The sequence below is a fragment of the Thermoanaerobaculia bacterium genome (genome assembly GCA_035593605.1).
In the GTDB taxonomy this organism is placed as follows: Bacteria; Acidobacteriota; Thermoanaerobaculia; order UBA2201; family DAOSWS01; genus DAOSWS01.
Genome location: DAOSWS010000008.1, coordinates 23,056 through 41,069 on the forward strand (window position 1 = coordinate 23,056; position 18,014 = coordinate 41,069).

Annotated in this window: 17 protein-coding genes; 13 read left to right on the plus strand and 4 right to left on the minus strand. The window is 52.4% G+C overall.

Annotated features, from left to right (window positions below; genetic code table 11):
* Positions 1-42: 42 nt before the first annotated feature.
* The 6 genes from PLD04_05295 to amrS all read left to right on the plus strand — a co-directional run bounded on the left by PLD04_05295 (position 43) and on the right by amrS (position 5,339).
* The gene (locus tag PLD04_05295) at positions 43-2,046 is read left to right on the plus strand and encodes a TonB-dependent receptor (GenBank protein HXK67738.1); all 2,004 of its coding nucleotides are present in this window, start codon (positions 43-45) and stop codon (positions 2,044-2,046) included.
* A gap of 76 nt (positions 2,047-2,122) precedes the next feature.
* A complete protein-coding gene (locus PLD04_05300) occupies positions 2,123-2,371 on the plus strand; it encodes a hypothetical protein (protein HXK67739.1) in 249 nt (82 codons plus the stop codon).
* Complete coding sequence (locus tag PLD04_05305; GenBank protein HXK67740.1) at positions 2,364-2,585, plus strand: hypothetical protein; 222 nt, start codon at positions 2,364-2,366, stop codon at positions 2,583-2,585. Before PLD04_05300 ends, PLD04_05305 begins: the two co-directional genes overlap by 8 nt.
* Positions 2,582-3,391, plus strand: coding sequence for a metallophosphoesterase (locus tag PLD04_05310; GenBank protein HXK67741.1), 810 nt, complete (start codon positions 2,582-2,584; stop codon positions 3,389-3,391). The genes PLD04_05305 and PLD04_05310 overlap by 4 nt, the downstream gene beginning before the upstream one ends.
* A gap of 6 nt (positions 3,392-3,397) precedes the next feature.
* Entirely contained in the window at positions 3,398-4,315 is a 918-nt protein-coding gene (locus PLD04_05315) for an HAD family hydrolase (protein ID HXK67742.1), read from the plus strand.
* A complete protein-coding gene (gene amrS / locus PLD04_05320) occupies positions 4,302-5,339 on the plus strand; it encodes an AmmeMemoRadiSam system radical SAM enzyme (GenBank protein HXK67743.1) in 1,038 nt (345 codons plus the stop codon). Before PLD04_05315 ends, amrS begins: the two co-directional genes overlap by 14 nt.
* Before the next feature lie 24 nt (positions 5,340-5,363).
* Here the strand turns inward: amrS and PLD04_05325 are convergent, their stop codons facing one another.
* Positions 5,364-6,080: a rhomboid family intramembrane serine protease gene (locus tag PLD04_05325; protein ID HXK67744.1), complete on the minus strand. Its 717-nt coding sequence runs from the start codon at positions 6,078-6,080 to the stop codon at positions 5,364-5,366.
* Positions 6,081-6,116: 36 nt separating this feature from the next.
* Here PLD04_05325 and queC point away from each other — a divergent pair, with 36 nt between their 5' ends.
* From queC to PLD04_05345, 4 genes are all read left to right on the plus strand, one after another.
* Positions 6,117-6,788, plus strand: a complete 672-nt coding sequence (queC, locus tag PLD04_05330) for a 7-cyano-7-deazaguanine synthase QueC (protein HXK67745.1) — start codon at positions 6,117-6,119, stop codon at positions 6,786-6,788.
* Between the two features lie 36 nt (positions 6,789-6,824).
* Positions 6,825-8,081: a hypothetical protein gene (locus PLD04_05335; protein ID HXK67746.1), complete on the plus strand. Its 1,257-nt coding sequence runs from the start codon at positions 6,825-6,827 to the stop codon at positions 8,079-8,081.
* Between the two features lie 5 nt (positions 8,082-8,086).
* On the plus strand, positions 8,087-8,506 hold the full coding sequence (locus tag PLD04_05340) for a hypothetical protein (GenBank protein ID HXK67747.1): 420 nt from the start codon (positions 8,087-8,089) through the stop codon (positions 8,504-8,506).
* 133 nt (positions 8,507-8,639) lie between these two features.
* Positions 8,640-9,299, plus strand: coding sequence for a hemerythrin domain-containing protein (locus tag PLD04_05345; GenBank protein HXK67748.1), 660 nt, complete (start codon positions 8,640-8,642; stop codon positions 9,297-9,299).
* Between the two features lie 150 nt (positions 9,300-9,449).
* On the opposite strand, the gene PLD04_05350 is transcribed toward PLD04_05345, so the two are convergent.
* The 3 genes from PLD04_05350 to PLD04_05360 all read right to left on the minus strand — a co-directional run bounded on the left by PLD04_05350 (position 9,450) and on the right by PLD04_05360 (position 13,607).
* Complete coding sequence (locus PLD04_05350) at positions 9,450-10,682, minus strand: sensor domain-containing diguanylate cyclase (protein HXK67749.1); 1,233 nt, start codon at positions 10,680-10,682, stop codon at positions 9,450-9,452.
* Between the two features lie 193 nt (positions 10,683-10,875).
* Positions 10,876-12,408, minus strand: a complete 1,533-nt coding sequence (hutH, locus tag PLD04_05355) for a histidine ammonia-lyase (GenBank protein HXK67750.1) — start codon at positions 12,406-12,408, stop codon at positions 10,876-10,878.
* 29 nt (positions 12,409-12,437) lie between these two features.
* Positions 12,438-13,607, minus strand: coding sequence for an acyl-CoA dehydrogenase family protein (locus PLD04_05360; GenBank protein HXK67751.1), 1,170 nt, complete (start codon positions 13,605-13,607; stop codon positions 12,438-12,440).
* Positions 13,608-13,756: 149 nt separating this feature from the next.
* Here PLD04_05360 and PLD04_05365 point away from each other — a divergent pair, with 149 nt between their 5' ends.
* From PLD04_05365 to PLD04_05375, 3 genes are read left to right on the plus strand one after another with little or no spacing between them, the layout of a single operon-like run.
* Entirely contained in the window at positions 13,757-15,007 is a 1,251-nt protein-coding gene (locus tag PLD04_05365) for an outer membrane beta-barrel protein (GenBank protein HXK67752.1), read from the plus strand.
* A gap of 10 nt (positions 15,008-15,017) precedes the next feature.
* Positions 15,018-15,878: an SLBB domain-containing protein gene (locus PLD04_05370; GenBank protein HXK67753.1), complete on the plus strand. Its 861-nt coding sequence runs from the start codon at positions 15,018-15,020 to the stop codon at positions 15,876-15,878.
* Entirely contained in the window at positions 15,878-18,001 is a 2,124-nt protein-coding gene (locus PLD04_05375; protein ID HXK67754.1) for a polysaccharide biosynthesis tyrosine autokinase, read from the plus strand. Before PLD04_05370 ends, PLD04_05375 begins: the two co-directional genes overlap by 1 nt.
* The last annotated feature ends 13 nt before the right edge of the window (positions 18,002-18,014 follow it).

An 18,014-nucleotide genomic window follows, 5' to 3' on the forward strand; every position in this document is an offset into this window, starting at 1 on the left:
AAATTCCTGCAATGGTATGGGAAATAGAAAGAGGAGGATCTTATGATCAGGACTCTGTTTATTCTATGGCTGAGTATCGCCTCCATTCTCAGTGCCGATATTCGAGGGCGGCTGCTGGACACCACAGGACGACCGCTTCCCGCCACACCCCTTACAATCGAAGAAACCGGTGACTCGACCTCAACGGATCTTGACGGAGGGTTTTCCCTGCCCCTTCCATCCGGGACCTATACGCTTGAAATCCTGGATCAAAAGGTCTCCGTCGTATTTAACGAGGGCGAAGTGCCCGATATCCGAATTCTTGTTTTTACCCATGCCGTATCCGCCCGCTCGAACGCCATGGAGACCATAACTCTGTCCGAGAAAACTCTTGACCGCAGCCCGGGCTTCACTCTGACCGAGGCCCTTGCTTCCGAGGCCGACATTCATATGGTAGGAATTGGCGGAGCCCTCGCCACGGTTTCCATCGGCGGACTGGCCAAGCACAGGGTCCAGACCACGGTCGGCGGCTACCGCGTTTCCGGGGATCGGAGAGCCGGGAGCGACATGGGAACCCTCATTCCCTCCCTTCTGGATGGAATCACCGTTATGAAAGGCGGTACCGCGACATCCTATGGTTCCGAAGCCATGGGCGGTGTCGTCGATGCCCTTCTGCCCGCTTTTCGTCCCGTTACCGGTATTTCTGCGGGAATTCTGTACGGTGAAAACAACCAGAGAAAAACGTTCGATTTTCAGGCGAAAGGTGATCGATGGATCCTGGCCGGCGCCTACGATGACGCAGACAGCTACAAAACGGCGGAAGGCGAAGAGGAAGACGGTTTTTTTACGCGGGAGAACTTCTATGGCGGTTACCTCCTGCAGGATGACCGGCGCCACACCACACTTGACCTCCTCTATACAAGGGGTACCGATATAGGTAAGCCTTCTTCTTCCTCCAAACCCACTCTTTACCCCGAAAACATTCTTTCCGTGGCCGGAGTCCGATCCTATGGAGAGCTCTGGCAGTATCAGGCCGGCGCCATCTACCAGAAGCTGGTAACGGAACGATCCGGAGAGCGCTCCACAATTACATCTACCAATGTGCAGGGATCGATCATCGGCACCTTTGGACGTTCCTCACTTGGATTCCATCTTTACACCCGTCAGGGCATGGATGCAAAGGTCCAGAACGACGACGGCACAACCTTTCCTCTGGATGGAGCGACACACTGGGAACTCGCACCCAACGCAACGACCTCACTCCCCCTTGGAAAGAACCTGGATCTCAACCTCGGAGCCAGGCTTCAGTACTTCCGGGCTGACGCAGGTACGGGAACCACCGTCTCCGACGATATCGTACCGGCCGGTTCGGTCCGCATTTCATGGATATATGGGCCCCATGTTCTGTCAGCTGGCATCTTTTCGGCCTATCGATTTCCGACTCTGGAAGAACTCTTCTACGAAGGACCGTCTGGGCGAGGATGGGTGAAGGGCAATGCCGATCTGGATCCTGAAGATGGCTATGGAACCGGCCTTACCTGGCGCTGGCATTCAGGAAAATTCGAGACCGAAGCGTCCTATACCCTTCACGAACTGAACAGTTACATTGAAAAGATCGAAACGGAGCCAGACCAGTACACATTCCGCAATGTGCAGGATGTACGGATTCAGGACGCTGCGATACGTTTTCTCTGGGGTTCAGCTTTTTCCGCCGGTCTTTCGTGGGCCAGGGGCCGGGACCAGGATTCAGGAGATGTGATCGATGACATCCCCCCCCTGAAGGCCTCCCTTTCTCTCTCTCCTTCCTTTAGTGCATTTTCACCCTACCTTCACCTTCTGGGCGTAGCACGCCAGGAAGATTACGGACCCAGCGAAGTAGAGGTTCCAGGATATCTCGTCATCAATGCCGGTATCGAATACGCATGGAATTCGACCGTAACGATTGGGATACATGCATTCAATCTTCTGGACAAAGAATATATGCCTTCGGCCGATGAACAGGCCGTAGCCGCACCCGGTCGTTCTATCGTGATGTCCATAAAAACTAACTTTTTTTCCGAAGAATAGCACCATTTCAGGCTTGCCAAAGCCGCAATCGAGAGGTATAGTAAATAGTGTACTGATGTTTCAAGGAGGTTAAGACATGGAACAAGAAACCGTTAAGGGAAAAGTCGAGGAAGTCAAAGAGAAAGTTGCCGATGTTGCCCACAGGGGCAAGGAAAAGGCTCGCGAACTCTACGACAACGTCAAAGACAAGCTGGCTCAGCAGGATTGGCATAAGGTGAAAGAGAGTACAACGAACTATATCCGGAACCATCCAGAGCGAGCCATCGGTGCGGCTCTGGTTGCAGGTTTTCTCCTGGGCTATCTGATCCGGAGGAAGAGTGACTGAACCTGAAGGCAGCGGCGCTCTGGTCACCCTCATTGATGATGAGAGGACCTTTGTCGATAATCACCCGTACCTGACGTTAACGGGCGCCGCCTTTCTTGGTTTTATTCTCGGAAGGTATGCGGGAGATGAAATCCTCCACTCTGCGGCCAGAGCCTCTACAGGCATGGTTTCCCGTCAGATTGAAGGATTATTTCAAATGCTCTCGCGTCAGTGACCCTCCGACTCCTTCATCTCTCTGATATCCACTTCGGCCCCCCCCATCTTTACTCACGATTGGAGGGGCTTTCTGGCTTAATCGAGCGAGCTGACGGTGTCGTGATCAGTGGAGATCTGACCCAGCGAGCGAAAGCTGTTCAGTTTTTAGCGGCCCGGAAATTCCTGGATTCCATGGCCAAGCCCTGGATTGCCGTTCCCGGTAATCACGATATTCCCCTCTACCCCTTTCACCTCAGGCTCTTTGCCCCCTACCTGCGCTGGAAACGCCATTTTAAAGGTTTAACTGATTCCGATCTCCAGCTTCCGAATCTATGCGTCACAGGAATCTGTACCGCCCATGGGTTAACTCTGACGGAAGGAAGAATCACAAATCGACAGCTCTTACAGCTTCAGCGAACTCTTCTGCGTTCCAGCCTGTCGGACGTTCGTATTCTCATTCTCCATCATCCGATCCTCCCTCTCCCCGGAGACACCCGTGACCGCAGCATAAGGGGCAACCGAACTCTTCTGCGTTGTCTCGCATCGAACCCGATCGATCTGGTCTTATCCGGCCATGTCCACCGTTCCCTCATGCAGGATGTCCGAGATTATCTGCCCCGTTTTCCATACAGCCTTCCGGTCAGCCATATCGGCACTTCTACGACAAATCGAGGCCGAGGAAAGGAACATGGCCTTCAATCGTGCCAGATGGTCGAGGTAGACCCCCGGAATATCACCCTGCATCATTATCTGTGGTCCGATTCCGGATTTATTCTCACAGATACGGCCATTCATTCGCGCCGAACTCGCGGAAGGACAAGCTGAACGGCGATGGACAGGGCGATAACCTTCCATGCCGATCTGTCCGACGGGTTGAATCGAAGAGGAATTCACCTGGATGAAATCAAGCGGATGATTAAGACGATCCCCTGGCAAACGACCGATCATGGAACACGGTTTCACGTTTCAGGTCCTTCCTTTGAAGTTCATTGTGTTTCAGAGGAGGATGAAGTTTTTGTTGATAACGTGTTTCTGAACGAAGGAAGAAAGACGACCTTCATCCTTTTCGATGTAGACGGAACTCTTCTATCATCGCACGGAGTGGGCCGCGCAGCCATTTCGTCAGCGCTAGCGCGGGTATACGGGACAGAGGGTCCCATGGATACCTATCCCTTCAGTGGGAAACTGGACCCAAACATAATCCGGGAGCTGATGGCGCAGGCCGGATTCTCCGATTCAGTTATCGAAAAAGGATTGCAATCCTGCCTGCAATACTATATTGAAGAGTTGTCCGCCCGAATGACTCCCCGGAAAGTCACACTTAAGCCGGGCATTCGAGAACTGATAGCCCATCTTCATGCTCGACCCCATACCTATCTGGCCCTGTGTACGGGCAATATCCCGGAAGGAGCCCGGCTGAAAACCCGAATGGCCGGATTGGATGACTATTTTCTGACTGGCGCTTTTGGTAATGATGCCCTGGATCGAAATGGTCTTCCACCCGTTGCGGTCCGCCGTCTCCAGCACCGCCTTCTCATCCGGGGAATCCCTCATCGAACGATCGTAATTGGCGACGCACCCGTTGATATTCAGAGTGCTCACCACAATCGCAACCTCTCCGTGGCCGTAGCCACCGGTGCCCATTCCAGGGAAGAGCTATCTGTGTATCAACCCCATCTTCTCGTAGATTCCTTCGCCGACCCCTCCCCCTTCTTCAAGTGGATGGAGGAAATCCTTGAAGAGAGCTGAATACTGGCGAAAAGAGGGAGAGAAGGTCATCTGCGAGCTCTGTCCGCACCACTGCTCATTGCGGGAAGGACAGTCCGGAATCTGTAATGTCCGGATCGTTTCCGGAGGAGAGCTGATGACGCTCACATACGGAAACCTGATGGCCATGCACGCGGATCCCATTGAGAAAAAGCCTCTTTTCCACTTTCTTCCCGGGTCCCGATCCCTTTCCATCGCCACGGCAGGATGCAACCTTCAATGCGTATTCTGTCAGAACTGGAGCCTTTCCCAGGTTACTCATTCACCAACAGACGGTATCTCTGAAAAGGCTGTACCTCCCGAATCCATCGTGGAGGCTGCCCGAAAGCAGGAATGTGCAAGTATTGCCTATACCTATTCCGAACCTACGATCTTTTTTGAGTACGCCCGGGATACGGCACGTCTGGCCCATTCGAGAGGCATTGCCAATATCTTCGTAACGAACGGATATATAGAATCCAGTCCCCTGCAATCCCTTCACGGCCTCCTTCATGCCGCCAATGTTGACCTGAAAGCCTTTTCGGAACGTACGTACCGGAAGATCATGGGAGGGGAACTCGCTCCCGTACTGAACGCATTGAAGCAGTTAATCACAATGGGTGTCTGGGTAGAGGTCACGACACTGGTGATTCCGACCGTAAATGACAGCAGCGAAGAACTTCGGGACATTGCACGGTTTATTCGCGAGGAGCTGAATGAAGATACGCCATGGCATGTTTCACGGTTCCACCCTGACTATCAATTCGGACATATTCCTCCAACTCCCGCAAGTACACTCCGCCTGGCCAGGGAAATCGGTCTGGAGGAAGGGCTCAACCATGTGTACACGGGAAACCTGCCTGGAGATCCCGGGGAAACAACCTACTGCCAATCCTGCGGAAGAGCTGTCATTAAGCGGACCGGCTTCGTTGTCCGACGAAACATGCTCAGGGAGGGCGCCTGTCCTCACTGCGAACGACCTGTGCCGGGAGTCTGGTCCCATTCGCCGGCTCCCATGACTCCGTAACCACAACTACCTGTTCATCCAGGCTTACCGATCCTCGGGATCTACCCAGTCGATCACGCGGCCCCGGTAGGGTGACCTTCGATAGAACATCAACGTAACCAGGATGCCGGACAGGAATCCTCCGATATGGGCCCACCAGGCCACTCCACCCTGCTGATAGTACTCCGCGCCAAGGCTCGTTACACCGGAAAAGAACTGGATCACGAACCAGAATCCCATAAAAATAAGAGCCGGGATTTCGATGAACTGAATGAAGAAAAAGATGGGGAGAATCGTGAGAACCCGGGCACGGGGATAGAGCAGGACATAGGCTCCCATTACACCCGCGATCGCGCCCGAAGCTCCTATACTGGGAAGAGAAGAACCTGTCTGGCTGAAAATATGAGCCATTGAACCGCAAACACCGCAAAAGAGATAAAAAATCAGATAACGAACATGTCCCATCCGATCCTCAACATTGTCCCCGAATATCCAGAGGGTGAGCATATTTCCGAAGAGGTGCAGGAGGCCGCCATGCATGAACATGCTGGTCAGCAGCGGTAAGTAACGTAAAGGGTGGAAAGGATGCACATCCCCCCAGGCCACAAAGGTGGCGGGAACGACACCGAAGTGACGGATAAAGACTTCCAGCCTGGAACCCAGTGTCAATTGAAAGAGAAAGATAACAACATTGACAACGATGATCCCGTAATTCACGATCGGGAAGCTCCGGGAGGGTATACTATCCTTTATGGGTATCACAGGAATATTGTCCGAAACTGCCCGGGCGGGTGTCAAGTGAAGGGCGTCATCCTGCTTTCCGGCGGACTTGACTCCGCGACGGTGGCAGCCTGGAAAATCCGGGAGGGTGCTGTGCTGCACGGGCTGACCTTCATTTACGGACAGCGTCACAGTCTTGAAACGGAACGCGCCCGGAAGCTGGCGGAGACACTGGGAATTCTCCCCCACCACCTTGTTCCCCTGCCCATTGAGCTCTTCCGCGGATCAGCTCTTACCGAATCGGACATCCGTGTGCCGGAGGACCAGGAGATCGGCAATACCATTCCAGCAACGTACGTTCCGGCGCGCAACCTCGTATTTCTCAGCATGGCCGTGGCTTATGCTGAATCTCATGATCTTGACACCATTTACATAGGAGCCAATGCTATAGATTTCAGCGGTTACCCAGATTGCCGGCCGTTCTTTATCGACCGAATGAACGAGGTGGCACAGGCGGCAACCCGACGGGGAGCGGAAGGGAAACCGATCCGGATTGAAGCTCCTCTGGTGACCATGTCGAAAGCGGATATTGTGCGTAAAGGAGTGCAGCTCGGTCTCGACTTTTCTCTCACAACATCCTGCTACAACCCGGGCCCGGAGGGTGCACCCTGCCGCCGTTGTGATGCCTGTCGGCTCCGTGCCCGGGGATTTCAGGAAGCCGGCATCCAGGACCCGCTCGTTTTGCTATAATGGGCGATTATTACGAAGCCGTATGAGGAGTAGTCCATGACCCGCCTTAATCCCTGTGAACTTGAGATCGACCTGTTTTGCAACGGGATCAAGATTCACGAATCCTGCAACCTTGAATCCGACGCGCGTCTCTTTGCCCGGACCCGGGCGGGCCTGGGAAGCGGCCTTGAACTCATGATCCCCGGAGATCTGAAAGATATCTGGATGAACGTACCTGTCGAGGAAGATTTTGTCCAGAACACACCCTATTTCTTAAAAAAGACTTCCACGGGATATATCGTCTGGGACAGCCGGGAGAACATCAACTATCCCGTGATGATCCCTCCCACACCGGACTGGTACAACCAGAAGACCTATCGCGGCAACCCCATGAGTATGGTCGGCGTACTTCAGGGAACGTATCTCGGGATCTATATCGCCAATTCCTGTATGTTCTGGCATCCCAAAGTTGCCATGAACTGCAAATTCTGTACAACAGGACTGAATGTCGGCGTAAACGAAATCGTCAACAAAGATGTTGAGGAGGTCGTCGAAGTCTGCCGCACGGCAAAGGAGCGTTCCGGCGTCACCTTCGTCCACTTTAATTCGGGATGGCAGGGAGGGAAGGGTGTGGAGATTGTTGCCCCCTATATCAAGGCGATTCGGGAAAAGGTCGGTCTCTTCACAGGCGTCCAACTCGTTCCTGAACCCAAAGAGACGCTATGGAAATACGACTGGCTCATCGATCTTGGTGCCAATCACTTTTCCTTCTGTTATGAATTCCACAATCCGCAGTATTTCCGCGACCTGCTGCCGGGAAAGGAAAAGTATCTTTCAAGAGAGGCTTTTTTCAACGCCATGGAATACACCTCCCGGAAACTGGGGAAGGGAAAGGTAAGCGGGGAGATCATTGCCGGCGTAGAACCCCTGGAAGACACACTCCAGGCCATTGATTACATTACATCGGTGGGTGCATTTCCCACGGTCTGTATATTCAGGCCTGTCATCGGTTCGGACATGGAACACTACCCTACCCCATCGTTCGAGGACATGCGAAAGGTCTACACTCACCTCTACCATTCCATGAGGAAGAACGGCCTTCCGATGGGTATCGTCCCGAATATTGAGGTTTCTCTCGTCGTCAATCCCGACGATACCCGCTTTTTGGCGCCCCGTACCCTTTCCTGGCACCTCTATGAATGGAAATTAAAGATCATGAAGCTTGCTGCAAGACCCATTATTTCCAGCGTACTTCGTCCATCGAAGGCAAAGACTGACCTTGACTCCATGGAACAATATCGTCCGAAGGAGTAATCCCGATGATTACGAATGAGAAAGATGGCCCCATTGCCGGAATTCTTACCCAGGTCCAGGACGATACGCTTGCAAGCCGCATCGTGAATCTGGTAAAACACTCCGCGGAACCCTGGGAACTGGTTCCGACCACGAAGGGTTATGAGATCAGCTGTTCCAATCAGGTTGGGGATTTACCGAACCGGGCACGCATAAAGATCTTCCGACCTGAAGCGGCATTACTCGTGATCTTTTTTTATAAAAAGAGCAATGTGCCATGGAGCCGGGATCGTTTTGCCTACGGAGGTATCGAAGTCGGCCCGGATGATTCTGCCCCTTCAGATGACCAGATTCAGGCATGGCTCATCTTTGCTGAAAGCGGATTTTCTCCGGAAAGTCGTCCTCCCGACCTGATCCGTCTCTTTCCTTACGACATTCCGGCATAAAAAAACCCCGGGGCTGCCCGGGGCTACGAGGGAGGAGGTTCGTATGAGATCTAACTTATGTACGGATGACACCACAAACCTGTTTAGGAGGAAAACCCGGATCCGTAAAATGAAAGGAATCCTCTCCTGACCCATGAACGATCAAACTGATTTTCTTGCCCAGCTGATCCGGCATCACGACCTCATCGACCGCATGACGGGATCAATGAGAACCTTGCTGCACCTTGTACAACAGGGGTCCGCTGACCCTGCCGAGTTGAAGAACTATCTGGATTTTCATCAAAATTTCATGGTCCTTTTCCACCATGAACGGGAGGAAGTCCTGTTCAGGGCACTTGAAGAAAAAGGCCTGTCCGGGAAACAGGGCCCCCTGTTCCTTCTTCGCGAAGAACACAGAGAGATGCGACAAATGATTGAAACTTTATATACCATGATCTCATCCGTGACAGATCCCGAAGCGGTCTCGAAGAATGTCACCACGCTGAGTCATTGGATCTGGGAACATGTGGACAAGGAAAATTCCGTTCTCTTTACCGAAGTTCCACGCCATATTCCTCAGGATACCAGGGAGACTGATCTCAAGGTCTACCTGGAAGAGGAAGAGAGGTTCGCACCCTGGCTTATTCGGGTGGAACGGTGTACTCAGCGGCACCCGCCCATGCGTCCCGATATCATCCGGGGTCCGGGCTGTGTCCAGTGCCGTCACTTTACTGTACGATGCGACGGCATGGAACATGAATGGTGGAGAGAAGAGGACTGGAAGAACCTTCACATCCGGATGGGGGGAGACTGACCTCATCTTGATGTATCTCATTCACAGGAAGACTTGAGATCAACAGTCAGTTGGGTAACGGATCGTCTGTCGGCTTGCAGGTCCCATCTCGAAAACAGGATCCGTTGTCACTCAGTTTTTCGTTTACACCAGCGTAGTTTTGGTTCTGCTTCAGGTTGGGATTGAAAGAGAAGGTCTTACCTGATTCCGGCCCGCCCGCTTGGCTTGATATAAATGAGAGTCTGCCGTTTCAATCAGGTCTTCCAGCCGGGGAGAATCGGCCTGAGCCACGCCGATGCTGCAGGTCAATGTTACGGTTCTGTCATTTGGAACACTGAAGAGGTGCTGTTCCGTGAATTTTCGGATCCGCTCGGCAATAACAACACCACCGTTGAGATCGGTTTCCGGCAGTGCGACACAGAATTCCTCCCCCCCGTATCTTCCCGCAAAATCGGTTTCTCTCAGTGAATGAACCATAAGCCAGGCAAACTCCCTCAGCAGGCGGTCGCCTGTTTGATGCCCCAGTGTGTCATTGAACCGCTTGAAATGATCAAGGTCCAGCATGAGCAGCGTAAATGGATTCTTGTAGCGCATGGATCGGTGCAATTCCGTTTCCAGTAAATGCATCAAATTCTGCCTGTTGTTCAGACCGGTGAGGCTGTCCGTACGGGCAAGCCGTTCAAGCTGCCTCTGTGCTTCTACTTTCTCGGTAATATCCTGCACGATGGTATCAAAAAACAGGAGATCGCCCTTATCATCGAAGGTACCCCTTGCATCAAAGGAACCAATGAATATGGTGCCGTCCTTTCTCCTCAGGTGGACGGTGTGTCCGATGACGGCCCCTTCTTTTGCAAGCCTCGCAAGGAGATTGTCCCGTTCACGCAGATCGACCCACACGTCCGCAAGTTCCGCTATTTGAAGTTCCGCATAGGAGTCATACCCCGTCATCCTGAGCAGAGCTGGATTTACGGTCTCCAGGTTTCCTTCACGGTCGGCCCTGTAGATACCCACCGGGAGATTCTGCTGTAAACGAAAAAACCGGCGCTCGCTTTCCTGCAGGGCCGTTTCCAGATGTGTTTCTTCATAATGGGCATGGTACTCCAGCAGGTAATGAATGGAAGGTTCCGGAAGCCGTGTGAGCGTGGCGGGATGATCCCTCCCGGTGTCCGGGTCATCCAGTAGAAAGCGAGCATGTCCTTCCTCCATTGCAACCTGGAACGCACGACACATCCGCAGCACATTCCGAACCTCTTCCGGAAGCCGGTCTCCCTCCATTCGAGTGGTTTTCAGAAAGGCATCATTGCATTGAAACACTCTGCCATCGTCGTCGACCAAGGCCGCCGCCCTGACCGAACAATGAAACGCAAGCCTGTAGATTCCGTCGTGTTTTTCCCTTGTGTTCATGGTTACCCGGTAATGAAACCATGGTAACCCTGCATCATAAAACTGTCAAGGAAAGGAGATACATATATTTAAAATAAGGAATGATGGTTTCATGTACTTCTGAAATTCGGAGGGCAGGCTCCATTTCCTTGCAGGCAGTTTCGCTCACGGAACTCTTTGAAATATCCAACCAGGTAATCCCTGGCCTTCGCAATCATCGAAAGAGCAGACCTGAAATTCCTTTACAGAGCGTATCCGGAGGAGTCGTGCGCAGCATATCGGCCACCTCTTCAATTTGTGAATGGAGCGCCGTGTCTCCCTTCCATTCCCCCACCCGATCTTTCACCATAGCAACGACCCCTTCCAATTCTTCAGAAGATTTCAGAGGTCGAAGAAAATCTACCGCTTTCACGGCGCACAGCAGCTCAATGGCAAGAATCCATGCAAGACGTTTCAGGATCTGCCTCCACTTCCAGGCAGCATGGGGAGCCATGGAAACATGATCCTCTTTACCTCCCGATGTCGGAATCGAATCCACACTTGCGGGGAAAGCCAGGCTCTTATTTGCAGAAACCAGCGATGCCGCCACGACCTGGGGAATCATCATTCCGGACTCGAGACCTTCTTTCTCCACAAGAAATGGGGGGAGAAAGGAAAGCTGCGGATTCACCAGCGTTTCCACCCGCCGTTCAGCGATGGATCCGAGCTCCGCCATGGCAACCGCTGCAAAATCGCACACCAGCGCCACAGGCTCTGCGTGAAAATTCCCACCCGATACCATGCGTCCCTCCTCGGGAAAGATGAGAGGATTGTCCGTGACGGCATTAATTTCCCGCCCGAGAATATCGGAAACGTGATGGAGCGTATCCAGTACGGCCCCGTGCACCTGGGGAGCGCAGCGTAGTGCATAGTTATCCTGAACCCGCGGACACTGTTCATGCGAATGCCTGATCTCACTTCCCCGTAATAATCTCTCCAACACCGAAGCCACTTGAATCTGGCCGCTCTGCCTGCGGATTTGATGGATCGGCGCAAAGGTGGGTCCGTCACTCCCTCTTGCCGCATCCAGGGTAAGGGCCGTAATGGCCTGAGACCATGAAAACAATCTTCGCGACATGTTGAGGTTGTCCAGTGCCATAGCCGTGGAGACCTGAGTGCCATTGATCAGAGCAAGTCCCTCTTTCGGTTGCAGGGTCAGGGGAGAAATGCCCGCCTTCTGCATAAGTTCAATCGAAGGGCACACCTCATTGTCTGCAATCAGGCTTCCCTCTCCGACGAGGACCAGAGCAAGGTGAGCCAGTGGTGCCAGATCACCCGATGCGCCTACCGATCCAAAGGCAGGGATCGCAGGGTGACAATTCAAATTGGCCAGCTGGATCAGGGTTTCCACGAGAAGGGGCCGAACCCCGGAATGGCCCTGTGCAAGAGCATGAGCGCGAAGCATCACGATGGTTCGAGCCAGATGGCCGGGAAGATAGCGCCCGACACCGCAGGCGTGGGAGCGAATCAGGTTGAGCTGAAGAGCTTCGAGGTCATCCTTTTGAATGGTTACCGAGGAAAACTTACCGAACCCGGTGGTAATCCCATACACGACACGGCCTTCCTCCACTGCGCTCGCAACCATGGCCCGGGAGCGATCCATGGCCTCCCGGGCACCCGGATGGAGCTGAACCCTCCCTCCCTCCTGGAGATAGGTCAGAACTTCATTCAGTTTAAGCTCCCCGCCCAGTGTCAGATCCACGGACATAGATGCCTCCTCAGGAGTCAGAGCCCTGGCTATTCCTCGGGAGGATTGAACGAGGGATATCCGGTGAGAGCCTGACCGATAACGAGCCCATGAATGTCATGGGTCCCTTCATAGGTATAGACAGCCTCAAGGTTCATCATATGGCGAATAACGGGATGTTCATCCACAATTCCGGCAGCGCCCAGGATTTCCCTGGCCATCCGCGCGCACTCCCTTGCCATCCAGACGTTGTTTCGTTTTGCCAGGGAAACGTGAGTGTGGTGCAGTTCCCCCTTGTCTTTCAGCTGGGAAAGGTGGTAACAAAGCAGCTGGGCCTTACTGATCTCAGACACCATCCAGGCCAGTTTCTCCTGGATGATCTGATGGGAAGCAATCGGCTTTCCCCGAAACTGGATACGGGACCGCGCGTACTCGAGCGCGTGATTTGATACGGCCAGGGCCGCGCCGATGGCGCCCCACGAGATACCGAATCGAGCCTCCGTCAGGCATTGCAGAGGGTGCCTCAGCGATCCGGTTCCCGGTAAGACATGGTCCTCATCCAGTTCCACGTCCTGGAAAAAGAGTTCGGACGTATCGGAAGCGCGCAGGGAGTACTTGCCTGGATAGGAACGGGATTCAAATCCAGGCGTGTCCCTTTCAACCAGAAACCCCCTGACGGAGCCGTCTTCACCCCGAGCCCACACGACGGCCACGTCCGCTGTGGAACCATTGGTGATCCACGCCTTGCTGCCGTTCAGGACATAAGCAGAGCCATTCTTTTTATACGTCGTCCTCATTCCTCCCGGGTTGGAACCGAAATCGGGTTCCGTAAGACCATAGCACCCGATAGCCTTTCCCGCTGCCAGTCGGGGAATCCAGTAATCCTTCTGTTCTCTCGAACCCCAGTTGTGAATCGGAAAAATCACAAGAGAATTCTGAACGGAGACCATGCTTCGAAGGCCAGAATCTCCCCGTTCAAGTTCCAGCATGATCAATCCATAGGGGACTGTGGTGAGTCCCGGAAGATCATATTCATGCAGAGTGGCCCCGAATACGCCCAGGTCGGCAAGCCGGGGCACCAGATCCACGGGAAACGTCCCATTTCGATAATGGTGTGTTATGACGGGCAGGAATTCCGCATCGACAAACTCGCGGATTGTCTGCTGAATTAAACGCTCTTCCTCGGTAAGAAGCGTTTCAAAGTTAATAAAGTTATCCATGCGGCGTATTGTATAGAAATTCACGTTTTTTACAAGATGGTTATATATGGATAGGCAAGAACCCTAGAAAATCCTTGAGAAGATATTGACATTTCCTAAAGGACGCTGTATACTTTTCAAAACTTTGGAACCGATAGAGGAGGTACTTTATGAAGAAGACGGCTATCATGCTCTGCCTGGTAATGTTGTTACCGCTTATGGCTTTTGCGCAGGAGGCAGACCAACCCGGAGTTAGCGAGCAGGGCATCCAGCTCGGAAGCTTCATCTTTACCCCATCTTTTGAACTGATTTACGAAAGCAAGGACAACATCTTCCTTCGCCCCAGTAAGGACAAAGATCCTCTGGGCATCGGCGAAGAAAGTGATTCCATCTATGTTGCCCGCGCCCGCTTCATGCTTGAGTATCCCTTTGCGGATAACTACTTCCGGGCCACCTGGGTACCCCAGTGGAGAGATTACGCCGACAACGAGCTTCAGGAAAACTTCACACACTACCTCGATCTCGTAGGCTCCTTCAACACTCCTTCGGGTCTTGAGCTTGACATTGCCAACCACTATGTCATGGGCTCCCTAGAAGTGCAGGAAGTCGATCCCGGACAGGAACTCGTCTATGGTGACGTCCCCTTCACCAAGAACACGACAACCTTTGACATGAAGTATTTCTTCACCCCGACGGACGGCTTCGGCCTCTATGCCGACTACACCATGTTCGAGTATGACGATCCTACCGCACTCTGGTACGACTACACATCCTATACCGCAGGCCTCTCCTATCAGCGTTACATGAATCCCCTTCTCCGGATGGCCCTCGGTTTCGATTTCATGTCCTATGACGCCGACCAGAATGAGTTTTCTCTCGTGCCCGATAAGATCCGCGACTACGACGGTTATAATGTCTATGTGAAGTTCTACGGGGATTTTTCACCGACGGTCAATTCCTCCATTAAAATTGGCTATGAATCCCTTAGCTTCGACAAAGTCGCCGGATACGGCAATCGCGACTATGACGATTTCAGCGTTGACGCCGATCTGACCTGGGAAGTTACCGAAGGCCACTCACTGACCTTCGACTCCCAGAGAAAACTCTATGCTTCAAACTTCGCCGACGTCTCCAGCTTCACCCACTCCCATCTGGGCGTACGCTATAATGCGCAGATGGGCGCGAAGACCTTCGGCGCCCTGGGCATGAGACTTTTGAACAACGACTACAACGAATCCTCCGAGATTTATGGGAGGACCCGCAGTGACGACATGCTGGAATTCAAGGCTGAGCTCGGATATCACATCAACCCGACCTTCTCGACCCGCCTCAACTACACCATGCAGGATCGGGACTCGAACATTAACATGTTCGACTACAAGGTCAACATCTGGGCAATCAATCTTGTAATCGGCTTCTGATCAGGTTTCGATGATGCAGTTGGGGATTGCCTTACTCCTGGGTCTATCACTCCTATTCCCCGCCATCCAAAGCCAGGACAAACCCCCGGCTTCACCGATGTTGGTGGAGCCGGGTGTTTATTTAATCGGCCCTGGAGACATTCTCTCGATTCAGGTTGGAGGAGAGGATGATCTCACGGGCGATTACGAAGTGCAGGCTTCCGGAACCATTCGTTTCCCGCTCCTCGACGAAGTGAGGGTGGCCGGCCTGAAACCCGGTGAGGCAGCTTCCCGCCTGGAAAAACTGTTGGAGAAAGATTACTTCGTAGATGTCCAGATGAATCTCACCGTAAAAGAATTTCGATCCCAGTGGGTCAACGTCTTAGGTGAAGTGAAGAAACCTGGAAAATACTACCTGAAAACGTACACGACCCTTATGGACATCATTTCCGAAGCTGGAGGTCTGGGCGAAAACGTATCCGACACGATCATCGTTCAGCGAGAAGTGGAAGAGCAGGGAATAAAGGTCATTAAAACTTATCCTGTTCCAGTAAATGAAATCATCGCCGGAACGGGTCTTCTACCCAACATGCCCCTCTTCTCCGGCGATACGATCTATATCCAGGAATCACAGTTTTTCTTCGTTACGGGAGAAGTGACCCGTCCCGGCAAGTATCAGCTTTCCGAGGATATGACCGTGATGGAAGCAATCGCCGTTGCGGGAGATTTCGGCAAGTTTGCCAATCGGAAAAACGTGGAAATCCATCGAAAGAAAGCAGATGGAACCACAGACGTGATCGAAATTAATCTTCCCGACATCCGGAAAAATAAAGCAGAAAACATTCGCCTTGAACCCGGCGACCTTATCGTTATCAATAGAAGGTTCCTGTAATGAGTGACACATTGCGTCCCGTAGATCCCATGGATCCGATGGCCATGGACGAGTCGGAACAACTCGTCCTGAAGTTCAGAGAATACCTCTCCATTGCGTGGAAGGGTAAATACTATTTAATTCTTTTCATGCTTCTGACAGGTCTTGCGGCCTTCGTCCTCTCCAAGTTTCAGACTCCGATCTACGAGGCCAAGGCAACGGTGAGCATCGATGTCCGCCCGCCCGAGATCGTCCGAAGTCAGATTTACACGGGACCGAACTGGTTTGAGATCAACTATTACATCTCTGAACAGGTTCGGGTTCTCACGTCCCGCAGACTGGCAGAGAGGGTTGTCGAATCCCTGCATCTGGACACACAGGGTCCCTTTGCCGGAGCGAACGATCCTGCCGCAGCCTTCGCCCGCGGAGTCGATATCGACCACGAAGAGGAATCCAACATTCTAAATATTTCTCTCCGCGGGAAAGACCCTGAGCAGGTCACCCTTTGGGTGAATCAACTCGTCGAGAAATACAGTGAGATCAACATCCTTGATTCGATTGATAAGTCAAAAAAGATCCGTGAGGTCATTCAGAATCAGCTTGACCCCCTGCGGGAGCAGCTCTCCAAGAGCGAAGCCAACCTGACACTCTTCAAGGAAGAGAAAAACTACTACTGGGCCGATGAGGATAAGAACGTCATCAGTGAGCAGATCAACAAGCTGAATGAAGAATACGCCACAGCAAAGGTGGAAAGGATCAACCTTGAATCGAAGATTAAGGCTTTGAAGGATCTTCGTGCAGGGAAAATATCCATGCAGTCCTTTCCTGAAATTCTGGACAACGCCTCCATCCAGCAGCTGAATTCCCAGCGTGTTACACTCGAAGTGGAAAAAACCAAGTTGATGAAGACCTATAAACCGGAGCACCCCAAGGTCGTTGCTCTGGACAATCAGATCAGGGAAATCAATGCGAGCATCAGTCGGGAAATCGGTCTCATCGTCTCCGGACTTGAAACCCAGTTTTCGATGAAGAAACAGCGGGAGGAATCTCTGCTGGCCAACGTTCAAAATTTAAAGGAAGAAGCGATCGACCTTTCCAAATCCAGGCTGGCGTATGACAAGCTCCGCCAGGAGTATGAACAGAATAAGTCGTTTTACGAGGACATGCTGACACGTTCCAAGGAGCTCGACATATCCTCGACCGTGAACTTAAATCGGGTCCGGGTAATCGACCCGGCCATTGTGCCCACTGTCCCCATCAAACCGAATATCCGACGTAATACCCTTATGGGACTTGTGCTCGGCCTTCTCCTCGGTTTTGCCTTCCTGTTCGGAATGGATTATCTGGACAGTTCGATTAAGACCCCGGACGATGTCGAAAAATATCTCGGGATACCGGTGCTTTCGGTAATCCCCAGTTTCTCACCGGACAAGGTGAAGATCCTCCGTGAATTCTACCAGTCGATCCGTACCGGTGTAATCTTCACCAAACGTTCAGAAGGCTGCCAGGTTCTCATGGTAACTTCGGGAGGTCCGGGAGAGGGTAAGTCAACCACGTCCTTTAACCTGGCAAAAATCTTCGCCGCTGCCGGCGACAAGGTCCTTCTGATGGACTGCGACTTTCGCAGACCGGCCCTCCACAAACATCTTAAAATTTCAAATTCGGTCGGAATCACGTCCCATCTCTTCGGTTCGAAAGACCAGGAGATCATTCGAACCTCGGAAATCCCCAACCTATGGGTGGCCACATCGGGTCCCCTGCCTCCGAATCCTCCGGAACTGATCACCCGCAACTCATTCAAGATGTTGATTCAGTCACTTAAGAGCCATTTCAACTGGATCATTATCGACTCCCCGCCTCTGGTTTCGGTTACGGATTCTCTCCTGCTGTCCACCTATACCGATATGGTGATCCTGGTCATCCGATACAACGATCTGGACCGACGGATCATTAAACAATGCCTGAAAGGATTGCAGCACTCCGGTGCCAATATTGCAGGCTCGGTGATTAATGATGTAGATCTTGATCAGGACACCCGATATTCTCACCACTATTACTACTATTATTACAAGGGCTATGATAATGAAACGCCCAAACAGGAAGAACGGGGAGCGCGAATTAAGAAGAAACGGATGAAGGCTTGACAAGACTTTCTTT